Raw genomic sequence first — 21404 nt, 5'->3', positions numbered from 1 at the left:
GCGTATGGAGCTGTGGGTAGCAGGAATTGCCCTGCTTATCATAGCGACGGGCATCTTGGTACTGATCTTGTGTAGAGAGAAGATCCATAAGGGCTTGCGGATTGCTGTGGTCTGTGTTCTTGGCGTTCTGTTTGTAGCGGTGCTGGGATATATTGCCCTTACCTTCTTGTTTCTGAACTAATTGGATTCTCCTCCCCTGGATGTGTCTACGGCTTCCGGGAAGGTGTTATCAGAGAAACAGGCCATAATTGGGGAACACAAAACACCGGTACCTGTAACGTTAGACTACGAAGTTTTAAAACACATAAATGAACTGTGCCCCTAATAGTAAGCGCAGCTTCAAGACGATTTCACATAAAAAATCAATTTGCCCGCATGAAGATGGGTAAAAACAGTAACGCGGTCGGGCACATCAAACCCGACCGCGTTATTTGTCTTTTTGGAAGGTCTCCGCCTGTTTGCAGAGTGCGATATACTTCTGGATCTCCGCCTCACTTTTCCCCGCAAAGAAATCAATGACTGTCTTTGAGACGGTCCCGGTCACCATGTCGGGGAAGATTGCGGCATCTAGGCTGATATTCAATTCTTTTGCCAAAAGCGCCACGGTTTCAAATTTGGGGTTGCTTTTACATTTCTCTATCTCAATGATTGTGCGGACACTCATGTGGAGCCGTTCAGCTAACGCCTTCTGCGTCAAATGCTGCCGTTTTCACTCCGCCCGCAGTTTCCACGCAAATAAATCAAGCGGATTATTCACTGCACATCACCTCTACTTCGTTTTAAGATGTGCTACCGCTCACTTAAATAACCATATAAATCATGTTATATGATGTTTTTTTCTTGTAATCAATCCATCCGTGCAATATGAAACAAAATGGGTATCAGAACGCAGCGTTTGGATGCTTCGTTCTGATGCCTTTTTACGATATAGTTTCTTTTACAGTGGCGACAACGATTACCGGAATTCCGTCGTCTCTTTCTGCAACACTGCACTCCTTTTGATTAGCGATTTTTTCTCCACACCCATTGCAAACCAGAAAAAAGCGCGGTATAATATGACCAGAAGAACCGAAATGGTCATATTTAAGGAGGTGCGACCTTGGCTTTTACCGATTACGAGACTGAGCAGCTCCGCAAGGCGTTGCTGAAGGAAACGAGGCGTTGCGCTGTCACGCTGGGGATGAAGAAAACCTCCGTGGATCAGCTGACGAAGGCGGTCGGCATTGCGAAGGGCTCGTTCTATAAATTCTACGAATCCAAGGAAATGCTTTTCTTCACGGTTTTGGAGGGCATCCACGCCGAGCTTTACGAGGTGGCCGACCGCGCGCTGTGTGAATCTGACGGCTTGCCGCCGTCTGAGCGTGCGGCAAAGGCGGTTCTTGCCGTCTGCCGGCGGCTGTCTGATACTGGCGACATGGTTTTCATTGAACATGACGCCAAGTTGCTTTTACAGAGATTGCCGGAGGGCGTCAAAAAGGAACATTACCACGATGACGAAACGCATATTCGTCAGCTCTTGGAAAAATATGATTTGATGCCAAGGCGCGGCGCTTCTTTGGCTGCCGCGACGGTGCGGGGACTGATCCTCACAGTTTCCCATAAGGAGCAGATTGGGGAGTTGTATCCGCAGGTGCTGGAAACGCTGGTGTACGGAGCTTGCAGGGAGCTATTTGAATAAGCCGAAAGGCCGCAGAGATGCGGCTTTTCCAAGATACAACGGTTAGCGTCATCTAACCTCTCGAATGCACGCATCGGTTAGGTTAATCTAACATTGAAAGGAATGATAGCGATGCAGGAACACAAGAATTTCTGGGACAAAAATGCCGGACGTTACGACCGCTTTATGCGAAAGGATCGGGCGGCGTATGACGAGATGTATGAGCTGATCCGGCCGGTCGTGCGGCACAAGACGGTGCTGGAGCTTGCTACCGGCACGGGATTGATTGCAAAGCACATCGTGCCGCAGCCGGAGAAGGCCCTTGCCGAGATTCGCCGGGTGCTGAAGGATGGCGGCGTGTTGATTGCGCCGACCTTCACCCATGCCGGAAACTCGTTTTCCGGCATGGTCAGGGCATTTTTTATGAGGATGGCAGGCTTCCCTCTCCGTAGCAAGTGGACGAGCGAGGAATACCTGCGCTTCCTACGGCAAAACGGCTGGACGGTGCGGAAAAGCGCTGTTCTAAAGGCGTCCTTCCCGCTGACCTATGCGGAATGTGTGAAATCGGAGGTGTGATAAGATGTCATTTTTTGAGAACACCAGAAAGCCTGTGGGGCTTGGCGGGAAAATCATGGTCGCCATGATGAACCTGGGGCACAGTCCTGTGGCACGGTGGGGACTTCGCTTTTTGGAGCTTACTCCGGACGCCAAGGTGTTGGACTGCGGCTGCGGCGGAGGGGCGAACATCAAGAGACTTCTGAAAAAATGCCCGGAGGGTATCGTGAAGGGCATCGACTACTCGACCGTCAGTGTGGAGAAGGCTCGAAGCCTCAACCGAGCCGCAATTCAGGAGGGGCGCTGCGTGGTGTGGCAGGGCAGCGTGGAGCGTATCATTTTCGCAAAGGACTGGTTCGATGCGGTAACGGCCTTTGAAACCGTCTATTTCTGGCCCGATCTGCCGCAGTGCTTCCGGGAGGTTTACCGGGTGCTGAAGCCCGGCGGGACATTACTCATCTGCAACGAAAGCAACGGCGATACGGACAAGGATGAGAAGTGGACGGAGATCATCGGCGGCATGACCATCTACAAAGACGCCGAGCTGAAGACGTATCTGGAGCAGGCGGGCTTTCACGATGTGCAGATACACAAAAAGAAAAGCTGGCTCTGCATTACGGCGTGGAAATGAGGGGGCTAAATCATGAGTATCTTTGCATCTATCTTACGCAGCGTATACAAGCTCTCCGGCGCGAAAAAGGTGTTCGCCTTGTCGGAGGATGCACTGCGAAAGGAAATTGAAAAGCAGAACCGGCATCGTGGCGTTTTTATGCCCACCGACCACAAGGCATATTATGAAACGATTGCGGTAAACGGCTTTCCCTGCCTGATCGTGCGAGAGCATCCAAAGCCGTCCGAGCGCGCGATTCTCTATTTCTTTGGCGGCGGCATGGTGATCGGCCCCGATAAGGGCGACCTGCCCGTGATGCGTAAACTGTGCTATAAGACCGGCTGTGATGTGTGGTTCCCGTTTTATCCGCTCTGTATGGAACATTGTATTACCGAGACCTATGACATGGCGTATGAATGCTACCGCAGAATGATCAAACTATATGGCGGCGGAAATGTCAGTACTTGCGGCTTTTCCTCCGGCGGTGCGCTGGCTTTGGGGATCGCGGCGCACAACAACGCGCAGCCCGAGCCGCTGCCGCAGCCGAGACACATCGTCGTTGTATCCCCCGGCGAGGTGCCGTGGAACGATGCGGAAAGAGCGCGGATGCAGGCACTCAATGAACGGGACGTTTCCATCGACTATGCCTTTATGGTGACGGTGGAGAAGTTCATGCGGCACGGCTGCAAGAATGTGCCGGACTATATGCTCTCCGGCTCCCGGGGAGATTTTACCGGCGTAGGCGATATCCACTTCTTCTATTCTGCCGACGAAGTGCTCTACGGTGCTTTGCCCGATTTTGAAAACGCTTGCAAACGGGCAAATGTCCCCTATACGGTGTCTGCCCGCCCGAAGATGGTGCATTGCTACTGTATGCTGCCGATCTTCAAGGAGGCAAAGGAGGGTTTTGCGAAAATCGTGGACATTTTGAAAAAATGAGATCGGAAACGGTCGTGTGTTGATTGAAACACGGAGGAAGAACCATGGAACGAAAAGAAGTCATTCGCGGTGCGTACCGAATGACGGGCGGAAACAACTTTTATGACGGCATGATCACCTGCTCTACTCTGAGCGGGAAAGCGGTGTGCCGCTTGGTGTGGGCAATGAACAAGGCGGAAAACAACGCCTATCGGGAAAAGGCGCTGTCCGGTATTCCGGAGCATTTCTCCGGCAAGCTGCTGGAAGTGCCGGTGGGAACAGGGATTCTGACCATGCCGGTTTATCAGACTATGCCGGAGGCGGACATTACCTGTCTCGATTATTCGCCTGATATGATGAGGCAGGCACGGGAAAACTGCCGTGCTGTTCTTTCATGCAATGGGTGTGACAGGAGCGAGCAGCGAACCGATTGCGAGGTATTTGCAGGATCGATATTTCTGCATCTTGCCCACCTCCACCGTTTACTGCGAGGGGCAGAAATATGTCAGCAAGCTGGACGAAATACGGCAGGTGGAGGACTTTCTGCATCGGCAGGGCGTGGAGCGGCTGGCGATGGTGGTCGCTTCTTCCATCGGTGCAGACCTTGCCATGGCGTTTCTGACGCAGACGAAGCTGCCCGTGGAGCACGCTTTCTTTGACGGCGGGCAGTTCGCCCAAATCGGAAAGGGCACGCGCCGTATCATGACGCCGTTTCTGTATTTTGCCATCAAGAGTCTATATTGGTCGAAGGGCGGTACGCTGAAAAAGATACTGTGGTGTGACGACGATTCCATATCTGAAATCTCACCCCAATGCGGCGGTGGTCAATTTGGGCTGCGGGCTGGACAGCACCGGGAGAAGTTGCGACAACGGCAGCTGTAAAATTTACAATCTGGACTTTCCCGATGTCATAGCCGTGCGTAACGAGCTTTTGCCCGCCGGGGAGCGTGAGGAAAATATCCCATGCGATTTGAACAATACCGAATGGTTTGGAAAAATTGACTCTTCAAACGGCGCGGTATTCTTTGCCTCCGGCGTGTTCTATTACTTCCTGACCGAGCAGGTCAAAGCTCTTGTGCAGGGTATGGCAGACGCCTTCCCCGGCGGTGTGCTGGTGTTTGACGCTGCAAATCGGACGGCGGTGAAGATGATCGCAAAAACATGGCTTAAAAGTGCGAAGATTCAAGATGTGGGCGCGTATTTCGCAGTTTCGGACGCTCCCCAAGAGATCAGTGCGTGGGATAGCCGCTTGCAGGTCACCAGCCGAGGCTATATGCTGGGCTACACCGATTTGAAAGACCCATCCGTCAGCGGCTTTTTCCGTTTTCTCGCCAAAATCGGCGACGGAATGATGAAGATGCAGATTGTAAAGATCAACTTTTGAAAGAGGCGTTTTGAATGAAACACATCCACTTTGATGTTGAAAGCGATGGCTTTTACGGCGCGTATTGGGCGTGCAAGGACAGATCGGACTGCACCGTCATCGCCATGCTCGGCGACGACCCCGAGGATTATATGGCGCGCTCTGCGGTGAAGTGGCTGATTCGCCTCGGTGTGAACGTATTGACTATGTCGCCCGGGAAAAAGGACTACGGTCATCACAACTATCCCCTTGAACGCATCGAAAAAGCAATGGCATGGCTCAAATTACACGGAAACGAAAAAATAGGCATTGCGGGAGCCTCAACGACAGGTACCCTCGCCCTGACGGCAGCATCGATATTCAGCGACATTTCTCTAACCATTGCAATGACACCCAGCAACTTTGTGTGGCAGGGGTTCATGCAGGGCAAAAAGGATGGCTGCAGGGAATGGCCAATGGTGGGAGAATCACTCTTTTCTTACAAGGGAAAGCCCTTGCCATACATGCCGTTTTGCTATCAGCACCCTGACTATTGGCGCATAATCTTGGAGGAGTCCAAACGCACCGGCAATATGATTGCCTCCCGCAAGCTGTTTGACGACTCTGAAGCGGCGCACCCGATTACCGAGGAGGAATTCATAAAGGTCGAGAATATCCGCGGCAAGCTGTTTCTTGTCGGCGCAGAGGACGACGCACTTTGGGACACCGCAAAATATATCCGCCGCATGGAAAAACGCCTTGCGGAGAAACCGCACTCCTGCGAAGTCGAGGCGGTCGTATATGAGCACGGCACGCATTTTGTTTTCCCCGACGGTATGCTCAAGACCATGCTTCCCGTCGGCTCGGCACTGTTTGTCAAGCTGGCGTTCAGCGCTGCGAAGAAATATCCCAGGGAGTGTAAAACGGCTCGCATTGACATTGACCGCCGCATGACCCGCGTGATATGCGATTGGAGGGACAAAAAGCGACCTATTTGGAATCCCTTTCGGCATGTGGACGATGTTTGCAGGCTCATTCCAAAAACAGCTGACGGTAGTATTCGGCTATGATGTCGATACGGCAAAAGCCATCACGAAAAAAGCAAAGCCGAAATACAGGGAGATCATCTCCGAGCTGCCCGAATTTGAAAAAGGCGATCGCTTCAAGATGAACATCGTCAACTGCGCGATGATCGGTGCGTTCATCCTCTCCATGCCGGAACACCCGGATGTGGAGCGGCTGACGGAGTATTATGCAAAATCCATGATGACAAAGCCCATGAAATGGTTTTGCCGCAAGAGCGGAAAAAACAAGTTTACCCCCAAAGATATTTCCGGCATGAAGGCGACCGCCACCTTGAAAGCCGCTGACCGCAACCCCTACTCATGGAATATGGAGCTTTACGAATATCCCGATGACAGCGGCTACGAGGGACGCTTCACCAAATGCGGTATCTGTGTGCTGATGAAAAAGCTGGGGCTGTACGATTTGACCCCCGCCCTGTGCCACCTGGACTACACCATGAGCGAAGCCGGCGGCGTGACCGACTTTGTGCGGCAGTACACCCTCGCCTCCGGCGGCCCATACTGCGACTGCGGGTATAAAAAGAAGAGCTTCGTGAAAGAAATGCAGATGCAAGCAAGGAGAAGCAATACCACCTCCAGCGACAAATATTACCGGGCGTTGCGGCCTACGAAACCTTGCAGCGGGTCATGCCGAAAGAGGAGGCTCTGCAAACCGTTCATGGCTATGTGGAGGAGCTGGCGAGAACGAGCCACAAACAGCTTGCAGCCCTGCTGCACATACCGGGGCTTTACCGCCTTGTCCCCGGCGTTTTTGTCAAATCCACACGGAGCGTTTTCGGCCCGGCGGCGGGCTTTGACTCAAAGGAGCTGCAGGTCGGCAACGGTATATGGCGTGTGGATATTGCGACTACTTTATTACCGGAAACAGAGAATAAACGGAGAAGCTCGTATCGGTCAATAGCTGATACGAGCTTCTTTTCATATTTTTTAGATTGTGTTTCTTCAGACCTTCCACCCGGCGGCCTGCTGCCGCTCCACCACGAAGCGGCGGTAGAGCCCGTCAACAGCAACCAGCTCGTCATGGGTGCCCTGCTGAACGATTTCGCCGTGATCGACCACAAAAATTTGGTCGGCATGGCGCACGGTTTTCAGCCGGTGGGCGATCATGATGACCGTCTTATCATGGGTCAATTCCGCAACGGCCTCCATCAGCTCCTTTTCATTTTCGGGGTCGACATTGGCGGTGGCTTCGTCCAGAATGATGATGGGTGCGTCCTTCATGATGGCGCGCGCAATGGAAATTCGCTGACGTTCGCCGCCCGAAAGCGTAGCACCGCCTTCGCCGATGACGGTGTCAAAGCCGTTCGGCAATGCCATGATAAAGTCGTAGCAGCGGGCTTTTTTCGCGGCGGCCTGCACCTCCTCCATGGAGGCGTCGGGCTTGCCAAAGCGGATATTGTTGGCGATGGTGTCGGAGAACAGATAGACCCGCTGAAACACAAAGGAGAAATTGCGGATGAGGCTGTCGTAGCTGTACTCCCGCACATCCCGTCCGCCGAGGCGCACGCTGCCGCCCTGCACGTCCCAGAACCGCGCCATGAGATTGCACAGCGTGGTCTTGCCACTTCCGGACGGACCGACGATGGCCACGGTGGTTTTCTCCGGGATGGTCAGGGACACATCGTGCAGGATGGGCTTGCTGTCATAGGAGAAATCCACATGGGACAGGGTGATGTCCTCCCGTTCCGGCGAAAGCTCCTCCCCGTCAATGTCCATGGGTTCTACGCGCAGAATTGCGCTTGCCTTATCTACGCCGATGTCGATGGAGCGGAACAAAGCCGAAAAGCTTCCGGCGCTGTCCAGCTGCTCAAAGAGGATGAACGAGCAGATCAGCATCAAAAGGCAGTTTGTCAGCTCCATGGTGCCGCTGAAGTAAAAGACGATAGCGGCCGCGCAGACGGCAACGCCGGTGAGCTTGTTGACAACAAACTGCGCCAGCATATAAAGCACCGACGGGATCTCCATAGCAAAGGACGCCCTGCGGGCTTCCTCCACAGCGCCGTGTACCTGCGTGGCAGAGTCGTGGGTCAGGTCGAAATTTTTGACCTCGGCGATGCCCTGCACATATTCCAGCACCTTGGACACAAGGCGCTCATCGGCATTGAACTTCCGCTGGGAAAGGGTCTGCTCCGCCCGCTGCATGGCGGCGTTGACGGCAAAGAACAGCACCAGTCCCGTCAGTGTGATCAGCCCCATGCGCCAGTCAAAGAGGAACATCATCGCTGCGATGATGCCGGAGGTCAGAAAGCCGCGGGTCGTGACCATGACGACGCGGGTAGCCACATTCGCCATGTTTTCCATGGTGTTGGTGGTGACGGACGTGACCTCGCCGAGGCTGTTGTCATTGAACCAGCCCATAGGCAGGTAGCGCAGGTGCTCGGCGATCTCGATGCGTTTGTTGGCGCAGGCGCGGTAGCCCGCACGGGTCTGGAGCATGGTAGCCTTCATGTTGATGGCAATCGTAATGATCAATGAGATCACGATAATGCCGAGGCTCGTCCATAAAGTTGCCATAGTGACGTTCCTTTCCAGCAGCGCCTGAATGACGATGGCGGCTGCCGGAATACGCATGGCAGAGCAAATGGCGCTGACCACGCCCAGCCAGATAGATGTTATAAACAGCCTGCGGTTGTCCACCCCGCAGAAGGCAAAAAATTTTTTCAGTGTCTTGAGCATTACGCCACCTCCCCGTCGTCTTTGACGCTGATGTGGGCCTCCCACATGGTTTGATAAAGGGGGCAGGACGCAAGAAGCTCCGCCTGCGTGCCGGTCGCTTCGATCTTGCCTTGATTGACAACAATGATCTGATCGGCGTCCGCAATGGTGGACAGCCGGTGGGCAATGACCAGCAGCGTCTTGCCCCGCACCAGCCTTCCCAGTGCCGACTGGATGACCGCCTCGTTTTCCGGGTCTGTATAGGACGTTGCCTCGTCGAGAATGACGATCGGCGCGTCCTTCAGCATGGCACGGGCAATGGAGATGCGCTGCCGCTCACCGCCGGACAGGTGACCGCCGGATGCACCGCATACGGTCTGATAGCCGTTCTCCAGCCCCATTATGAACTCGTGGCAGCCGCATTTCTTCGCGGCGTCAATGACCTCCGCATCGGTCGCACCCTTTCTGCCCATGCGGATATTGTCCATGACAGAAAGGTCAAAGAGGTAGTTGTCCTGCGACACATAGGCGATGTGCTTCGTGCACTCCGCCAGCGGCAGCGTGCGAATGTCCACGCCGCCCAGGTCGATTTCTCCGTCCTTCACATCCCACAGGGAGGCGATGAGCCGGGCGATGGTGGATTTTCCACTGCCGGAAGGCCCGACCAATGCGTTGACCGTCCCCGGGGCAATGTGCAGATCGATTCCGTGCAGTACCTCCTTGTCGTGATAGGCAAAGCGGACATCTTTCAGCTCGACGGCGTTGTCCGCAGGCAGCTTTTCCGCACGTTCCGGACGCTGCATATCCTCGCCGGACAGCACCTCCGCCACCTCACCCACGATGGTCGTCACCTGCGCGATGTCATCGGTGTAGGAAAAAGCGGTGATCAGCGGCTGCATAACGCCGAAGGACAGAACAATGACCGCGAGAAACGTCTCCGCCGACAGTGTGCCGTGCATATAGAGAAGGCAGCCCACCGGCAAGATGCCGAGAAGTGTCGAAGGGAGTATCGCCATTCCGGCCACCTGTCCGAACAAACTCCCGCGCATCCAGTCGATGAAGCAGTCCGCGCCCTCTTTTGCGGCGGAGACGAACTTTGCATAGCTGGTCCTGGACTGACCAAACGCCTTGATGACCTCAATGCCGCTGATGTATTCCACAGCCGTGTCGTTCAGTGTCTTTGTCGCGGTGACCGTGCGCTGAAACTTCTCGTTATAGCCGCTGAACATGGACATAAAGCAGAGAATGCCCAGCGGCAGGACGATGAACATGGAAAGGCCCATGCGCCAGTCCTCGATGAACAGCAGCACCAGTACCGCCAGCGCCCCCACGATGTTGGTGGTCATCTCCGGCAGCAGGTGGGCAAGGGTGGTTTCGATGGAATCGACCCGCTCGACGATGATGTTCTTATACGAGCCGGAGGAACGATCCAGCACCGTACCCAGCGGCAGCGTCGCTAGCTTGTCCAGCAGCCGGACGCGGGTATTGGCCAGCACATGGAACGTCGCATGGTGGGAGAGAGAGGTGGACACGCTGTGCAGCACATAGCGCAGTACCCAGAAGCCTGCCATCCACGCGCAGAGCGTCAGGCAGTACGTCAGCTCCGCCGTGCCGTTTACCAGTGCGGTGATGAGCCGGATGATGATGAAATACGGAACAAGCGAGCAGGCGACGCCCAGCAGCGCCGTAAGGACGCTCAAAGCGTACTCGCCGTACCGCCCTTTTGCCAGCTCTGCCAGCCACGAGGCGGCGGAACGCTTTGGCTCAATTTCTTTCATGGTGAACTCCTTTCGACTGCATTACGCAGCAAGATGCTTTTTCACGATCCGCTTGCCGATCATTGCGCCGATAAAGGCCGCCACGATCACACCGGCCACCAGTGCCACGGATACCCAGGACTGCAGCATCTGGGATGCGGCAAGGATGGCGTCCTGACGGCCATCGGTGACCATCTGATCCGCCATAGCCTTGGCTGCGATGGCGTAGGGAATGATGGTGCTGCCGAATGCAGCCAGCACCTGATTGATGACATAACTGACGGTCAGCGCCTTCGCGTTGCCGTAGCCCATCTTCCACAGCAGCAGCTCGGCAATGGCACCGGAGAGAATAAAGAGGATGATGTACGGCAGGTATCCGCCCATAATGGCGCGGACAATGCTGTAAATGAGGATCGCACCGGGCTTTTTCACCTTCGTGCCGATGATGAAGTAGACGATGCCCTCCAGCAGGGTGAAAAACACCGGCATCAGAATGATGGTAATGGGCGTTGCGTACAGGACGGAGCTGGCGAAGAAAATGACCACATTGATCAGAGCCAGCAGGACAACGGTGATGATGTCCTTGATTTTCAGTTTATTGGGGTTTGCAGTACTCATGGTTAAAGACTCCTTTTTGAATGGAATATGGTTGAACGTCGCAGAGACGGCGATCACAGGATAAGGCCGGCGGCGATCGATGCCGCCAGCAGGACGCAGAAAACAGCATCCCACGCAGAAAACCGAAGCGACAGATAGTTGCTTTTGCGGCGGGTTAAGTCGATGCCCCGTGTTTCGGCGGAGGCGGACAGCGTTTCGGCGATGCGGATAACGCGCAAAGCCATCGGCACGGTCAGTATTTCGATATAGGATGGCAGCGCACGCAACTTTTGCCATGGCGTCACAAACGCGCCCCGGGTGCGGATGGATTGCCGCAGCAACTTCATGTCTCCCGACAGAACGGGGAAGAAGCGGAAAATCACCGCCACGATCATGATCAGCCGCTCCGGTAGGTGCAGATTGCGCAGCGCTGCCAGGGTACGGCTGGCTTCATTCCGCCCAATCAGCGTCCGCATGGAAATGCCAACGGCAATGATCCGCGGGAACAGCACCAGCATAAAGGAAAACACCGTGCCCGGCAGCAGAGCGTTTGCCGCCCACAGCAGCCCAAAGCTCATCCCGCCTGCCAGCGCCGTTCCGAGCCAGCCGTCCGCTGCGGTCAGCAGGATCAGTGCCGTATATACGGCATAAACTAAGTGGTTGTTGGATGTGGAGATCACGACCAGCAGGGCCAGCCAGTAAAGCAGCTTCGTTGCCGGGTGGAATCGTTCTTTATGCTGTTTTTTCGCAGGAGCATTGGAAAGATGGAAGCGCTCCATATATTGCCGTACCGCTTGCAAATCTCGTTCCGAATGAACGGGGAATTCTATTTCTGCATGCCCATCCGACAGCCCAATGCAGCGGTCACACGCACCTGCAATTAGCTCAGGGTCGTGGGTGATGATGAGAACAGTCTTTTCTTTCCGCATCTCCCGGATCAGCGCTGCGCACCGCTCCAGACTTTCCGCGTCCTGTCCTGCTGTCGGCTCGTCCAGTATGACGATCGGCTTGTCGGATAGATACGCCATCATCAGCGTCAGACGCTGCATCTGTCCGCCGGAGAGGGAAAAGGGATGCCGGTTGCGGCAGTCCCACATATCCATACTTTTCAGCAGCGCTTCCGTTTTTGCTTCAAACTCCGGTGTCACCGCATGGCCGTATTGCAGTTCGTGCAGGACGGAGCCTGTGAAGAACTGGAACTCCGCCTCCTGAAGGATGAACAGCACTTGCTTTTGCAACTGCTTTGGATTTTGCGACTTTCCGAAAAGCATTATCCTGCCGCCGGAGGGGCGGTAAAGCCCTGCAATCAGCTTGCCGATGGTCGTTTTGCCGCAGCCGTTTGCGCCCACAAGGCCGACGATCTCATGCTCACGGACGGAAAAGCTGACACCAGAGAGGGTATCTCCGGCCTTCCTGCCGTATGTATAGCAGACATCTGAGACGGAAAGCGCCGTCGGCGCGGTTTTCGGCAGCGGCTCTTTCTCCGGCACGGTGATCTCCGCAAGGTCGAGCGTGCGCAGAGAAAGTGTTTGTCTCCGCTCCACTGAGAACGCCTTTGCCTCTGCGGCAGTATATTTTCCTTTGATCTCGCCGTCTGCCATGACCCAAAATTCGTCGGCAATGTCGGCAAGATAGTAGAGTCGGTGCTCGCTGAGCAGCAGCGTTTTGCCCTGCTTTTTCAGGGCAAGCAGAATCTCTTTTAACTGCTGCGTGGCTGCAAAGTCCAGATTGGCCGTGGGCTCATCCAGCAGAAAAATATCTGTGTCCATTGCCCACGCGGACAAGATGGAGATGAGCTGTCGCTCGCCGCTGGACAACTCGTAGACATTGCGATCCTTCAGCAGCTCCAGATGAAAGATCCGGAAGGCCTCATCTACCCGCCGTCGGATTTTATCTTGCGGCAGACCGTGATTTTCAAGACCGAAGGCCACTTCATTGGAGCTGTTCACGGTGAAAAACTGGCTGCGAGGATCCTGAAAGACCGAGGCGGCCAACTCGCCGATCTCGCCGATACGTATTCCGGCGGTGTCCTGCCCATTCAGGCGGCAAAAGCCTTTTAGCTCTCCCTCGTAAAACTGGGGGATTAATCCGTTGATGCACCGTAGCAGTGTGGACTTTCCGCAGCCGCTGCCGCCGCAGAGCACCACACAGCGTCCGGCTGGGATGCTGCCGCCGACTTTTTGCAAGGTGGGCTGCTTTTCTTCTGCATATTGAAATTCAAATTCAAAATCTATCATCGCAAACTCTTTTCTTATTAGTTAGCCGTCTCTAACCAGCGGCCGTAAGAAACGGACGGATGGACCGTCCGAATTAACTTTTCGGATTTATTGCAAGGTATCGCATAGCTGCCGCCAGCCAGCGTTGGTGAAATCAAGGACTGCCTGTAAGCAGGTAAGCATTCTGCCTTCCTCCATATGCTGATCCAGCAGCTGGCGGAAGTACCAGAACTGTGAGCCCATCAAAAGACGGATCGCATCGGCATTTGGCGCTTTCCCATAGATATGCGAAAAGAATTCCACCGTTTGTTCCGCTTTTTGATCCATTAGTTTATGCAGCACGGTTTCCATGGAGCTGCCATCGCTGCGGCAGAAAAATAAAGTGCAGTCATTGCAGTGCTCGGTCAGCAGTTGAAAATATACCTGTTCTTCGGCGTTTATGGCGTGGAGGATATCATCCGGCTGCGCGCTGCACTTTGCTTTTTCGTATTCTTCCGCGATGGGAGCAAAGAGAACCTGCATCGTCTCAAAAAAATCCTGAAGCAGACTGGCAAACAACGCGTCTTTATTCTTGTATCTTGTGTAGATTGCCCCCGTAGTAACACCGGCTTTTTCGGCGATCTTGTGCAGAGAGGCTTTCTGAAAGCCGTAAGCAAGAAATTCCGAATAAGCAGCCTGAATGATCCCATCATCCAGGGAATGATCCCTATTGGCCATGTCTTCACTCCTCTGCGCCTAAATAATAACATCATTATCGATAACGACATTATTATAGCGTTCTTTTTGCTGCTTGTCAATGCGAATTGCACACTGCTTTGCAAAAACACTCCTTGACAAATCTCGTCTCAGAAAAAAATCCTGGAGAAGTATGCTCTTGAACACGGATATACCAACTTCAAATTCTATGTTGATGATGGCATTTCCGGTACGACCTTTAACCGCCCTGGCTTTCAACAGATGATTGCAGATATTGAGGCAGGCCTTGTCAAGCGTGTTATCATCAAAGATATGTCGCGTTTCGGGCGTGATTATCTGCAAGTCGGTATGTATACCGAGATCATGTTTCCCGAACATGATATTCACTTTATTGCGGTGAATGACGGTGTAGACAGTACCCATGGCGACAACGAGTTCACACCCTTCCGCAATATCATCAATGAATGGTACGCCAAAGACACCAGCAAAAAAATCCGTGCTGTTATGAAAGTAAAAGGCAATGCGGGAGAACATTTGGCTACCCTGCCTCCGTATGGATACATGAAATCGTCTGACGATAAAAAGCAATGGGTGAAGGATGAAGAAGCGGCCCAGGTAGTTTATGAAATTGGTCTTTATATCATGGACGGTCTGGGACCCTCGCAGATCGCAAGAAAGCTGACGGAAAGAAAAATCCTCACCCCGGCTGCTTATTACGCAAGCAAAGGTAGGACAACCAATGTCACGAAGAAAGGTTCGCCTTATGCTTGGGATTCTTCTACAATCGCTGACATTATGGATCGCTGGCGCGAATACCTGGGGCATACGGTTAATTTCAAAACCCGCAAAAAATCCTACAAGAGCAAAAAGACCCTTCTCAATCCAGAAAGCGAATGGAAGATTTTTGAGAATACCCACGAAGCCATCTGGACGGAGGCGATTGCCGATGCAGCAAGGCTCGCAAGGCAGACACGGCGCCGTCCCACAAAGATGGGTGAAATGGGGATGTTCTCTGGTATGATGTTCTGTGCCGATTGCGGCTCCATTATGTACCAATGCAGGGCGACCAATTTCCGGCGCGATCAGGAATACTACTTGTGTTCCGGCTACCGGAAAAGTCTTTATGAAGATACCATTTCGGGAAAACTTTCTGACGAGCGTTTTCAAAAGCTCTCCGCCGACTACGAGAAAGAGCAGCATCAGCTTCAAGAGGTAGCGGCTACCCTCCGTGATGAAATTGAAGCGGAGGAACGCAAAAGCGCAAATGTAGAAAGATTCCTCTCCGTTGTAGAACGGTATACGGAAATTCCCGAATTGACTCCGTGTATCTTGCATGAGTTTATCGAGAAGATTGTTGTCCATGCTGCCAGCGATCCGAAGGGCAAGAACCGTACCCAGGAAATTGACATCTACTATAAGGGCATTGGAGCCCTGGAAATATCCAAAGTAACTTCATCAAAGCAAGAATAAGAAAAACGGCATAGCCGAAGCTATACCGTTTCTCTCTTGCCCCACGATGTTTTCTTATCGGGAAGCACCTTGTTGCAGTCCCTTGCTTTTTTCTTCTCAAAATGTTATAGTATGAATAATACTGATAACATAAAAGCGCATTTCGCCAAGGCAGGAGGAGGCAAGTCGGACAAGTATGAACTTTGACGGAGAATTTGTCAACAAAGAAACATGGAATTTATTCCGGGAACGGTTTAAAAGCGACACAACGGAAGCCGGCTATCTGTCGGATATCAGGGAGTTTTTCCGACTGACGGGAAAACCTGCGGAAAAGGCGGGAAGCGGTGATGTGAAGAAATATTATGAGTATATGCAGGGACAGGCAGAGAAGGGGAGGATCAGTCCGATCACGATTACAAAGAAGTTCCGGGAGCTTCACTCGTATGTCTCCTTTGCGGGAGCGGAGGATTTCTTTTATCCCTTGCTGAAAACGATGGCCGTGGAATCAGCGGAGGCGGGACATGTCCCGGTGGAGGATATGGACGCGCTTTTGAAGGCAGCGGCGGGAGACCGGATGACGTATACGATTCTTGTGCTTATGTACCGGGCCGGGCTTACATCTACGGAGGTTATTGCCCTGAGAGGGGAGGAAGAGTTTATAAAGTACGATGAGGGAGTCTATGTGATGCCCGAAGGCAGGAAGGAACCATGTTATATTCCGGAAGATGCGTGGAAGATTCTCTCAGAATACATGAGAGAGCGGGACGTGCAGGACACGCTGTTTTACAACCGCAGAGGGCGCCCGCTGAACGTGATGTACATCAGCAGAATGATGAAAAAATACTGCACGAAAGCAGGAATCCGAAGCTACAGCGCGCAGGATGTGAGAAACAGCTGTGCATTTAACCTGTTCGCCTACGGCGCGTCCCCCGTCCAGGTGGCGGATCAGATGGGAAGAACCGAACAGCAGATCCGCAGATACAGGGGAACCGCCTACCGCGGCAGCCTGAAGAAAAAGACAGCCGATCTCGTAAAAATCCGGATCGAAGAACCTTAATATTGATGGAGGAAACCTACCAGTATTTTCTCACAAGGCAGGAGATGACTCCCGCCGAGCAAAGTCCCAGGAGCACATTGTGCATGGAACCGAAAACTTCCATAGCCCCTTTCAGCCCATAGAGAATCTCAGGGGACTCCGGAACAAGACGGTTGAGAAGAAAACAGAGATAGGAGGCCGCGAACACGAATATAAAAGAGAAAAGTCCCCGGCCGGTGTCTTCCTTCCATGTAGTGTAACCGTCTCTTACCCGTACTTTTGTCATGGACCAGAGAAGGGAGATCAGCTGAAACAGAACGAATATGGCGACAACGCTTAAATAGGCTGCCAGCGTCATGGACGGAGTCCGTGTACGAACCGTCTCCTCGATATCGCCGTAAGGGGCGCTTGCCCGCCAGAAAGTCCAGCACACATATACCGTGATCCCGATAATGAGAATCGCGGTCAGGCTTCGCACTGCCGCGGAAGAAAGCCTGGAAAGCGCCCGGCCTCCTTTGCGGATCGGCGCGGCAAGGTGGACGCCTCCTCTGCGGCGGGAAGATCTCCTGCGCCGGGGCTCCTGCTCGCGGTCATGATCCTGCCGGGAGCTGCGGTCATAGTCTCTGCGCGCATTCCGTCTGGAATTCCGTTCGTATTCGTAATCAGAATCCTCCTCTTCATCGATGTCATATGCCCGTCTTGCCTGCCTGGCAGAAGAGCGGCTGTATCTGTCTATATCGGTGAGAGTCTTTGTCCGGTCTGACATGTCCAGAGTCATATCACCGTCTTCCTCATAAGTAACTTCAAAATCGTCGTCAAATATATCTGAGAAGTTGTTTTCCTTCTTCATGCAATTCCTCTCTTTCTGAAAAAATCCCTCTTATGGTAGCTCTTTTTTCCGGTTTATACAAGGGAAAGCCTCCAATTTTAAAAAATAATTCATGATTTGCACTGTGTCCTTCACTTTATGGTCTGCTTATGATCTGTCTGCGCCTTACAAAAGTGTAAGCTGTACAGGCTGAATTGTAAGCCGGCTGAATGGAAACCTATTCCGCCTTTCTGATACGATAAATATACAGAAAAATAAACTCAAGGGAGGCGTTACAGATGAAAGAAGAGACGAAAAGAAAACTCGGAAGAGCGATTGCGTGGGTGCTTCTGGGTGTACTTGTACTCATTGTCGTACCGCTCGGGGCGGCAGCGTGTCTGATATCTGCGGTGATCAGCGCGGCAGACCGTGTGCTCAACAGCAGCGGCGAGCAGTAAGAAAGATTCTTTCTGTATCGTTTAAGAAATCTTTTAGAAATCTTTAGAATTACACTAAAGATATCTTAAGAACGATTCGGTAAGATAGAGACATACAGGGGGAGAGAATTTCCCGGAAAAGGAGATGGCAAAAAGATGAAATATATTACATTTACAGTACCATGCTATAATTCGGAAAGCTATATGAGGCGCTGCGTCGACTCGCTTCTTCCGGGAGGACGTGACGTAGAGATCATTCTGGTCGATGACGGATCAACAGACAGAACAGCAGAGATTGCAGACGAATATCAGCTCCGCTATCCGGACATTGTCCGCGTTGTACACAAGAAAAACGGAGGACATGGCTCCGGTGTAAACAAAGGACTTGAACTTGCAAGAGGGCTTTACTATAAGGTGGTTGACTCAGATGACTGGCTTGATCTTCATTCTTACTGGAGACTGCTTGAGAAAATCCGGGAAATGTGCGGGGGAGGCCGTGCGGATTTTGAGGGGAACATACCGGATCTTTTCGTATGCAACTATGTGTACGATCATCTGGATCAGGGCGTCCGGAAAAGCATGGGCTACCGCAATGTATTTCCAAATGAAGAGCTGTGCACATGGGAAACCATCGGAAGATTCCATCCATCCCAGTATCTTATCATGCATGCGCTGATGTTCCGCACGGAGGTGCTCAGAAAGTCAGGCGTGAAACTGCCGGAGCATACATTTTATGTGGACAATCTGTTTTCCTACCAGCCGCTTCCATACGTGGAGAGCATTTACTATATGGATATGGATCTGTACCACTATTATCTGGGAAGAGACGACCAGTCGGTCAATGAGAAGGTGATGATGAAGAGGATCGACCAGCAGATCCGCGTGACGGAACTTGTGGCAAAGAGTGTGGATCTCGACGAAGTGAAGAAGCAGTACCCGAAGCTGGCAGCCTATATGACGAGAAATATCTCCATCATGCTTTCCATATCATCCATTCACCTTCTTCTGATCGAGAATGCGGAGGCAATGGAAAAACGGCGGAATATGTGGGATAAGATCAGGGAATATAACGCGGCTCTGTATTACCGGCTCCGGTATTCCACTCTGAGCGGACTGACCTATCTGCCCGGAAAGCTGGGGGGAAAACTGACTGTGGGCGGATACAGATTCGCGAGAAAGATCTATCAGTTCCAGTAGGAGGGATTCGTTGTTATGGCACAGATTTATATAGCATTTGCAGATACACCGGGATTGTTCGCCTGGATGATCCGGAAGGTGTTAAAACAAAAATATATCCATGTCGTACTCTCGCTTGACCCGAATCTTGAGGAAGCCTACAGTGTGGGAAGACGGCACCCGTCCATTCCGCTGATCGCGGGCTTTGAGCGTGAGGACACGGCGAAGGTGCTCCGGGCATTTCCGGAGGCGGACTACAAGGTGTGCAGCATCGAGTGTACGCGGGAGCAGAAGCGGTATATTGAGCGGGAACTCAAAGAGGCCATGCGCAGAAGGTTCCAGTACCACTATGCAGTGATCGGGCTTCCCTTTATCCTTCTTAACCGGCCGTTTTACCAGAAGAACCACTATACCTGTTCGTCCTACATCGCGAGACTTCTTCAGGATGCCGGAATTGTAAACTGGGAGAAGCACTTTTCTCTGGTGACTCCGAAAGACTTCTATGAGTATGAGAAAAAGGAGACCATATTTGAGGGAAGTCTGTATGAGTTTACCGAGAGGCTTAAGGCAAAGAAGGCATGCCGGGGAGCGGCATATCTGGTGCGAATGCAGGCTGTGCTCCGTGTACAGCCTGCCTATGCGGGATATGTAAGGGAAGCCGGAGATCGGAGGGACACTTATGAGCGTTAAGAAACGCATGTTTCAGGCGGCGCTCTTCCTTCTTATCATGTTCCTGACATTTTACACTCTGTTCAGCGGAAGGAATCTTGCCGAGATCGGGCGGTGCGTGATGAAAATGTCGCCGTGGTATCTGGCGGCTGCCGTGGGGCTTGCACTTTTCTTCGTCTGCGCGGAAGGGTTTATGATCTGGTATCTTCTCCGGGCGATGAAGGCGAAGAAAGACGGAGGAAAAGCGAGTTCTCTTTTCCGGTGCATCCAGTATTCCTTTATCGGGTTCTTCTACTCGGGAATCACGCCGTCGGCAACCGGAGGCCAGCCGGTTCAGCTCTACTATATGAACCGGGACGGCAATCGGGGATCTGACAGTACGGTTGTGCTTATGACGGTGGCTGTCGTGTATAAGTTTGTTCTTGTGGTGATGGGATTCGGAATCCTTCTGTTCTGGTCCGGCCCGCTTCGCAGTGAGCTGGGAAGCTATTTCCCGCTGTATCTGCTGGGGCTCTCTCTCAATGTGGTTCTTGTGTTTCTGATTCTTGGGGTGATGCTGTTCCCGAAAGTGATTCTGAAGGCAGCCCTGTTTTTTGAAAGGCTTTTCATCCGTATGAATATCTGGAAAACATCCGGTGAGAGAGAAGAAAAGATTCGGGATTTTATCGACAGCTATCAGAGCGCTGTCACATGGCTTCGGGGACACAGAGGAAAACTGCTGTGCGTGACCTTTGTGACCGTGCTGCAGAGGAGCAGCGTGTTTGTTCTGACCTATATGGTATATCTCGGTTTCGGCCTGAGCGGAACGGACGCCCTGCGGGTGATCCTTCTGCAGGCGTCCGTGTACATTGCGGTGGATATGCTTCCCCTGCCGGGAGCACAGGGAATCACAGAGCTTATGTATCAGACTGTGTTTGCGAATGTGTTCACGGGCTCCTATCTGATTCCATCCATGCTTGTGAGCCGGGGCGTCAATTTCTATTTTCTTCTGATCGTGAGCCTGGGCGTTGTCCTGGCAAACCGGTTCGTCAAATCCGGACCACGCCTGAAAGCCTCTTTGTCATCAGAAGGGCAAGCGCGATTTTCGCAGCGTCCGGAATGAGAAAGGGAAAAACACACCATCCGAGCACAGTCAGAAGGCCGACGCTGCCGGAAGTACCCGTATATACGATCATAAACCAGACGGTTCCGACTGCATAGCAGAGAATCAGGCCGAGAACCATGGAGACAGCAAGTACAGGCGTGCTGCGCCCGAAGAGCTTCTCCATTCCCCACATGAGCAGGGCGGAGAAGAGAAATCCGGCGATGTAGCCGCCTGTGGTGCCCGCCAGGATGCCTAGCCCGCCGGTAAACCCGGAGAAAACCGGAATCCCGATGGCGCCCATGAGGATGTAGACAAGCACTGCGATGGTTCCCCTTTTTCCGCCCAGGATACCGACTGCCGCGAACACTCCGAATGTCTGGAGGGTGACAGGGACGGTAAGCGGGATGGAGATCCAGGAGCAGACTGCGATCAGCACGGTGAAGATGCCGATGTATACGAGGTCATAGGTTTTTGTCCGATGGGACGCCGGGTGTGTGGATGATTGCTTCATTGACTTCATTGTTTGTATGTTCCTTTCTTCGGTTCTCATTGTTTTGGGTCAAGTGTAGCATATGCGCAAAAGGATTGTCAACCTGAAATAAAAACAGGTTGACAATCCTTTGTATAGGCGACGAGCCAAAGCCCGGGCTTATTGAT

The 21404-nt window shown here is 52.8% G+C and carries 21 protein-coding genes and 2 pseudogenes; 15 read left to right on the top strand and 8 right to left on the bottom strand.

The genetic code is table 11. From position 1 onward, the window contains the following. Nucleotides 1-4: 4 nt before the first annotated feature. Nucleotides 5-181 (top strand): hypothetical protein, encoded by a 177-nt coding sequence (locus LKD70_RS02150; RefSeq protein WP_227706403.1) that lies wholly within the window; start codon nt 5-7, stop codon nt 179-181. 246 nt (nt 182-427) lie between these two features. Here the strand turns inward: LKD70_RS02150 and LKD70_RS02145 are convergent, their stop codons facing one another. Next, nucleotides 428-664 carry a helix-turn-helix domain-containing protein gene (locus tag LKD70_RS02145; protein ID WP_265104702.1) on the bottom strand — a complete coding sequence of 79 codons (237 nt, stop codon included), beginning with the start codon at nt 662-664 and terminating at the stop codon, nt 428-430. Between the two features lie 435 nt (nt 665-1099). Here LKD70_RS02145 and LKD70_RS02140 point away from each other — a divergent pair, with 435 nt between their 5' ends. The 8 genes and pseudogenes from LKD70_RS02140 to LKD70_RS18585 form a co-directional block, all read left to right on the top strand. Continuing rightward, nucleotides 1100-1678, top strand: coding sequence for a TetR/AcrR family transcriptional regulator (locus LKD70_RS02140; RefSeq protein ID WP_227706401.1), 579 nt, complete (start codon nt 1100-1102; stop codon nt 1676-1678). A gap of 111 nt (nt 1679-1789) precedes the next feature. Next, complete coding sequence (locus LKD70_RS02135; RefSeq protein ID WP_227706400.1) at nt 1790-2233, top strand: class I SAM-dependent methyltransferase; 444 nt, start codon at nt 1790-1792, stop codon at nt 2231-2233. Between the two features lie 4 nt (nt 2234-2237). Next, nucleotides 2238-2843: a class I SAM-dependent methyltransferase gene (locus tag LKD70_RS02130; protein WP_227706399.1), complete on the top strand. Its 606-nt coding sequence runs from the start codon at nt 2238-2240 to the stop codon at nt 2841-2843. Nucleotides 2844-2855: 12 nt separating this feature from the next. Further along, a complete protein-coding gene (locus LKD70_RS02125; protein WP_227706398.1) occupies nt 2856-3761 on the top strand; it encodes an alpha/beta hydrolase in 906 nt (301 codons plus the stop codon). Nucleotides 3762-3805: 44 nt separating this feature from the next. Then, nucleotides 3806-4399 (top strand): class I SAM-dependent methyltransferase, encoded by a 594-nt coding sequence (locus LKD70_RS02120; RefSeq protein ID WP_227706397.1) that lies wholly within the window; start codon nt 3806-3808, stop codon nt 4397-4399. A gap of 134 nt (nt 4400-4533) precedes the next feature. Beyond that, nucleotides 4534-5124 (top strand): annotated as a pseudogene (locus tag LKD70_RS02115) (class I SAM-dependent methyltransferase); the annotation flags it as partial. 14 nt (nt 5125-5138) lie between these two features. After that, nucleotides 5139-6152, top strand: coding sequence for an acyl-CoA thioester hydrolase/BAAT C-terminal domain-containing protein (locus LKD70_RS02110; protein WP_227706396.1), 1014 nt, complete (start codon nt 5139-5141; stop codon nt 6150-6152). Then, nucleotides 6094-6693: pseudogene (locus tag LKD70_RS18585) on the top strand (L-2-amino-thiazoline-4-carboxylic acid hydrolase); the annotation flags it as partial. The gene LKD70_RS02110 and the pseudogene LKD70_RS18585, both read left to right, overlap by 59 nt. A 416-nt stretch (nt 6694-7109) precedes the next feature. Here LKD70_RS18585 and LKD70_RS02100 read toward each other — a convergent pair. The 5 genes from LKD70_RS02100 to LKD70_RS02080 all read right to left on the bottom strand — a co-directional run bounded on the left by LKD70_RS02100 (nt 7110) and on the right by LKD70_RS02080 (nt 14109). Then, nucleotides 7110-8843 carry an ABC transporter ATP-binding protein gene (locus tag LKD70_RS02100; RefSeq protein ID WP_227706394.1) on the bottom strand — a complete coding sequence of 578 codons (1734 nt, stop codon included), beginning with the start codon at nt 8841-8843 and terminating at the stop codon, nt 7110-7112. Next, entirely contained in the window at nt 8843-10600 is a 1758-nt protein-coding gene (locus LKD70_RS02095; protein ID WP_227706393.1) for an ABC transporter ATP-binding protein, read from the bottom strand. Before LKD70_RS02095 ends, LKD70_RS02100 begins: the two co-directional genes overlap by 1 nt. A 21-nt stretch (nt 10601-10621) precedes the next feature. Continuing rightward, nucleotides 10622-11197: an MptD family putative ECF transporter S component gene (locus LKD70_RS02090; RefSeq protein ID WP_227706392.1), complete on the bottom strand. Its 576-nt coding sequence runs from the start codon at nt 11195-11197 to the stop codon at nt 10622-10624. 53 nt (nt 11198-11250) lie between these two features. Continuing rightward, a complete protein-coding gene (locus tag LKD70_RS02085) occupies nt 11251-13413 on the bottom strand; it encodes an ATP-binding cassette domain-containing protein (RefSeq protein ID WP_227706391.1) in 2163 nt (720 codons plus the stop codon). 87 nt (nt 13414-13500) lie between these two features. Further along, entirely contained in the window at nt 13501-14109 is a 609-nt protein-coding gene (locus tag LKD70_RS02080) for a TetR/AcrR family transcriptional regulator (protein WP_227706390.1), read from the bottom strand. Nucleotides 14110-14229: 120 nt separating this feature from the next. Between LKD70_RS02080 and LKD70_RS02075 the strand changes: the two genes are divergently transcribed. Continuing rightward, a complete protein-coding gene (locus tag LKD70_RS02075; protein WP_227706433.1) occupies nt 14230-15558 on the top strand; it encodes a DUF4368 domain-containing protein in 1329 nt (442 codons plus the stop codon). A 175-nt stretch (nt 15559-15733) separates the two neighbouring features. Continuing rightward, nucleotides 15734-16594, top strand: coding sequence for a tyrosine-type recombinase/integrase (locus LKD70_RS02070; RefSeq protein ID WP_227706389.1), 861 nt, complete (start codon nt 15734-15736; stop codon nt 16592-16594). 16 nt (nt 16595-16610) lie between these two features. Here LKD70_RS02070 and LKD70_RS02065 read toward each other — a convergent pair whose 3' ends face one another. Then, complete coding sequence (locus tag LKD70_RS02065) at nt 16611-17423, bottom strand: hypothetical protein (protein WP_227706388.1); 813 nt, start codon at nt 17421-17423, stop codon at nt 16611-16613. Nucleotides 17424-17680: 257 nt separating this feature from the next. On the opposite strand from LKD70_RS02065, the gene LKD70_RS02060 reads away from it, so the two are divergent. The 4 genes from LKD70_RS02060 to LKD70_RS02045 all read left to right on the top strand — a co-directional run bounded on the left by LKD70_RS02060 (nt 17681) and on the right by LKD70_RS02045 (nt 20765). Next, nucleotides 17681-17839, top strand: coding sequence for a hypothetical protein (locus LKD70_RS02060; RefSeq protein WP_227706387.1), 159 nt, complete (start codon nt 17681-17683; stop codon nt 17837-17839). A 135-nt stretch (nt 17840-17974) separates the two neighbouring features. Further along, on the top strand, nt 17975-19015 hold the full coding sequence (locus tag LKD70_RS02055) for a glycosyltransferase family 2 protein (protein ID WP_227706386.1): 1041 nt from the start codon (nt 17975-17977) through the stop codon (nt 19013-19015). 15 nt (nt 19016-19030) lie between these two features. After that, nucleotides 19031-19684 (top strand): hypothetical protein, encoded by a 654-nt coding sequence (locus tag LKD70_RS02050; RefSeq protein ID WP_227706385.1) that lies wholly within the window; start codon nt 19031-19033, stop codon nt 19682-19684. Then, nucleotides 19674-20765, top strand: a complete 1092-nt coding sequence (locus LKD70_RS02045) for a lysylphosphatidylglycerol synthase transmembrane domain-containing protein (protein ID WP_227706384.1) — start codon at nt 19674-19676, stop codon at nt 20763-20765. The genes LKD70_RS02050 and LKD70_RS02045 overlap by 11 nt, the downstream gene beginning before the upstream one ends. On the opposite strand, the gene LKD70_RS02040 is transcribed toward LKD70_RS02045, so the two are convergent. Then, nucleotides 20692-21267 (bottom strand): biotin transporter BioY, encoded by a 576-nt coding sequence (locus LKD70_RS02040; protein WP_407690880.1) that lies wholly within the window; start codon nt 21265-21267, stop codon nt 20692-20694. The two genes, LKD70_RS02045 and LKD70_RS02040, sit on opposite strands and share 74 nt — an antisense overlap. Nucleotides 21268-21404 lie beyond the last annotated feature (137 nt).

Source organism: Ruminococcus turbiniformis, from assembly GCF_020687545.1.
Taxonomy (GTDB): domain Bacteria; phylum Bacillota; class Clostridia; order Lachnospirales; family Lachnospiraceae; genus Mediterraneibacter; species Mediterraneibacter turbiniformis.
This window is presented reverse-complemented; position numbering and strand designations above follow the sequence as displayed.

Bases quoted from the DNA above. Each gene is read 5' to 3' on its own strand.
- LKD70_RS02070 (WP_227706389.1), top strand. From the start codon at position 15,734: ATGAACTTTGACGGAGAATTTGTCAACAAAGAAACATGGAATTTATTC.
- LKD70_RS02150 (WP_227706403.1), top strand. From the start codon at position 5: ATGGAGCTGTGGGTAGCAGGAATTGCCCTGCTTATCATAGCGACGGGC.
- LKD70_RS02050 (WP_227706385.1), top strand. From the start codon at position 19,031: ATGGCACAGATTTATATAGCATTTGCAGATACACCGGGATTGTTCGCC.
- LKD70_RS02045 (WP_227706384.1), top strand. From the start codon at position 19,674: ATGAGCGTTAAGAAACGCATGTTTCAGGCGGCGCTCTTCCTTCTTATC.
- LKD70_RS02135 (WP_227706400.1), top strand. From the start codon at position 1,790: ATGCAGGAACACAAGAATTTCTGGGACAAAAATGCCGGACGTTACGAC.
- LKD70_RS02040 (WP_407690880.1), bottom strand. From the start codon at position 21,267: ATGAAGTCAATGAAGCAATCATCCACACACCCGGCGTCCCATCGGACA.
- LKD70_RS02110 (WP_227706396.1), top strand. From the start codon at position 5,139: ATGAAACACATCCACTTTGATGTTGAAAGCGATGGCTTTTACGGCGCG.
- LKD70_RS02060 (WP_227706387.1), top strand. From the start codon at position 17,681: ATGAAAGAAGAGACGAAAAGAAAACTCGGAAGAGCGATTGCGTGGGTG.
- LKD70_RS02125 (WP_227706398.1), top strand. From the start codon at position 2,856: ATGAGTATCTTTGCATCTATCTTACGCAGCGTATACAAGCTCTCCGGC.
- LKD70_RS02055 (WP_227706386.1), top strand. From the start codon at position 17,975: ATGAAATATATTACATTTACAGTACCATGCTATAATTCGGAAAGCTAT.
- LKD70_RS02085 (WP_227706391.1), bottom strand. From the start codon at position 13,413: ATGATAGATTTTGAATTTGAATTTCAATATGCAGAAGAAAAGCAGCCC.
- LKD70_RS02100 (WP_227706394.1), bottom strand. From the start codon at position 8,843: ATGCTCAAGACACTGAAAAAATTTTTTGCCTTCTGCGGGGTGGACAAC.
- LKD70_RS02080 (WP_227706390.1), bottom strand. From the start codon at position 14,109: ATGGCCAATAGGGATCATTCCCTGGATGATGGGATCATTCAGGCTGCT.
- LKD70_RS02145 (WP_265104702.1), bottom strand. From the start codon at position 664: ATGAGTGTCCGCACAATCATTGAGATAGAGAAATGTAAAAGCAACCCC.
- LKD70_RS02130 (WP_227706399.1), top strand. From the start codon at position 2,238: ATGTCATTTTTTGAGAACACCAGAAAGCCTGTGGGGCTTGGCGGGAAA.
- LKD70_RS02095 (WP_227706393.1), bottom strand. From the start codon at position 10,600: ATGAAAGAAATTGAGCCAAAGCGTTCCGCCGCCTCGTGGCTGGCAGAG.
- LKD70_RS02065 (WP_227706388.1), bottom strand. From the start codon at position 17,423: ATGAAGAAGGAAAACAACTTCTCAGATATATTTGACGACGATTTTGAA.
- LKD70_RS02090 (WP_227706392.1), bottom strand. From the start codon at position 11,197: ATGAGTACTGCAAACCCCAATAAACTGAAAATCAAGGACATCATCACC.
- LKD70_RS02120 (WP_227706397.1), top strand. From the start codon at position 3,806: ATGGAACGAAAAGAAGTCATTCGCGGTGCGTACCGAATGACGGGCGGA.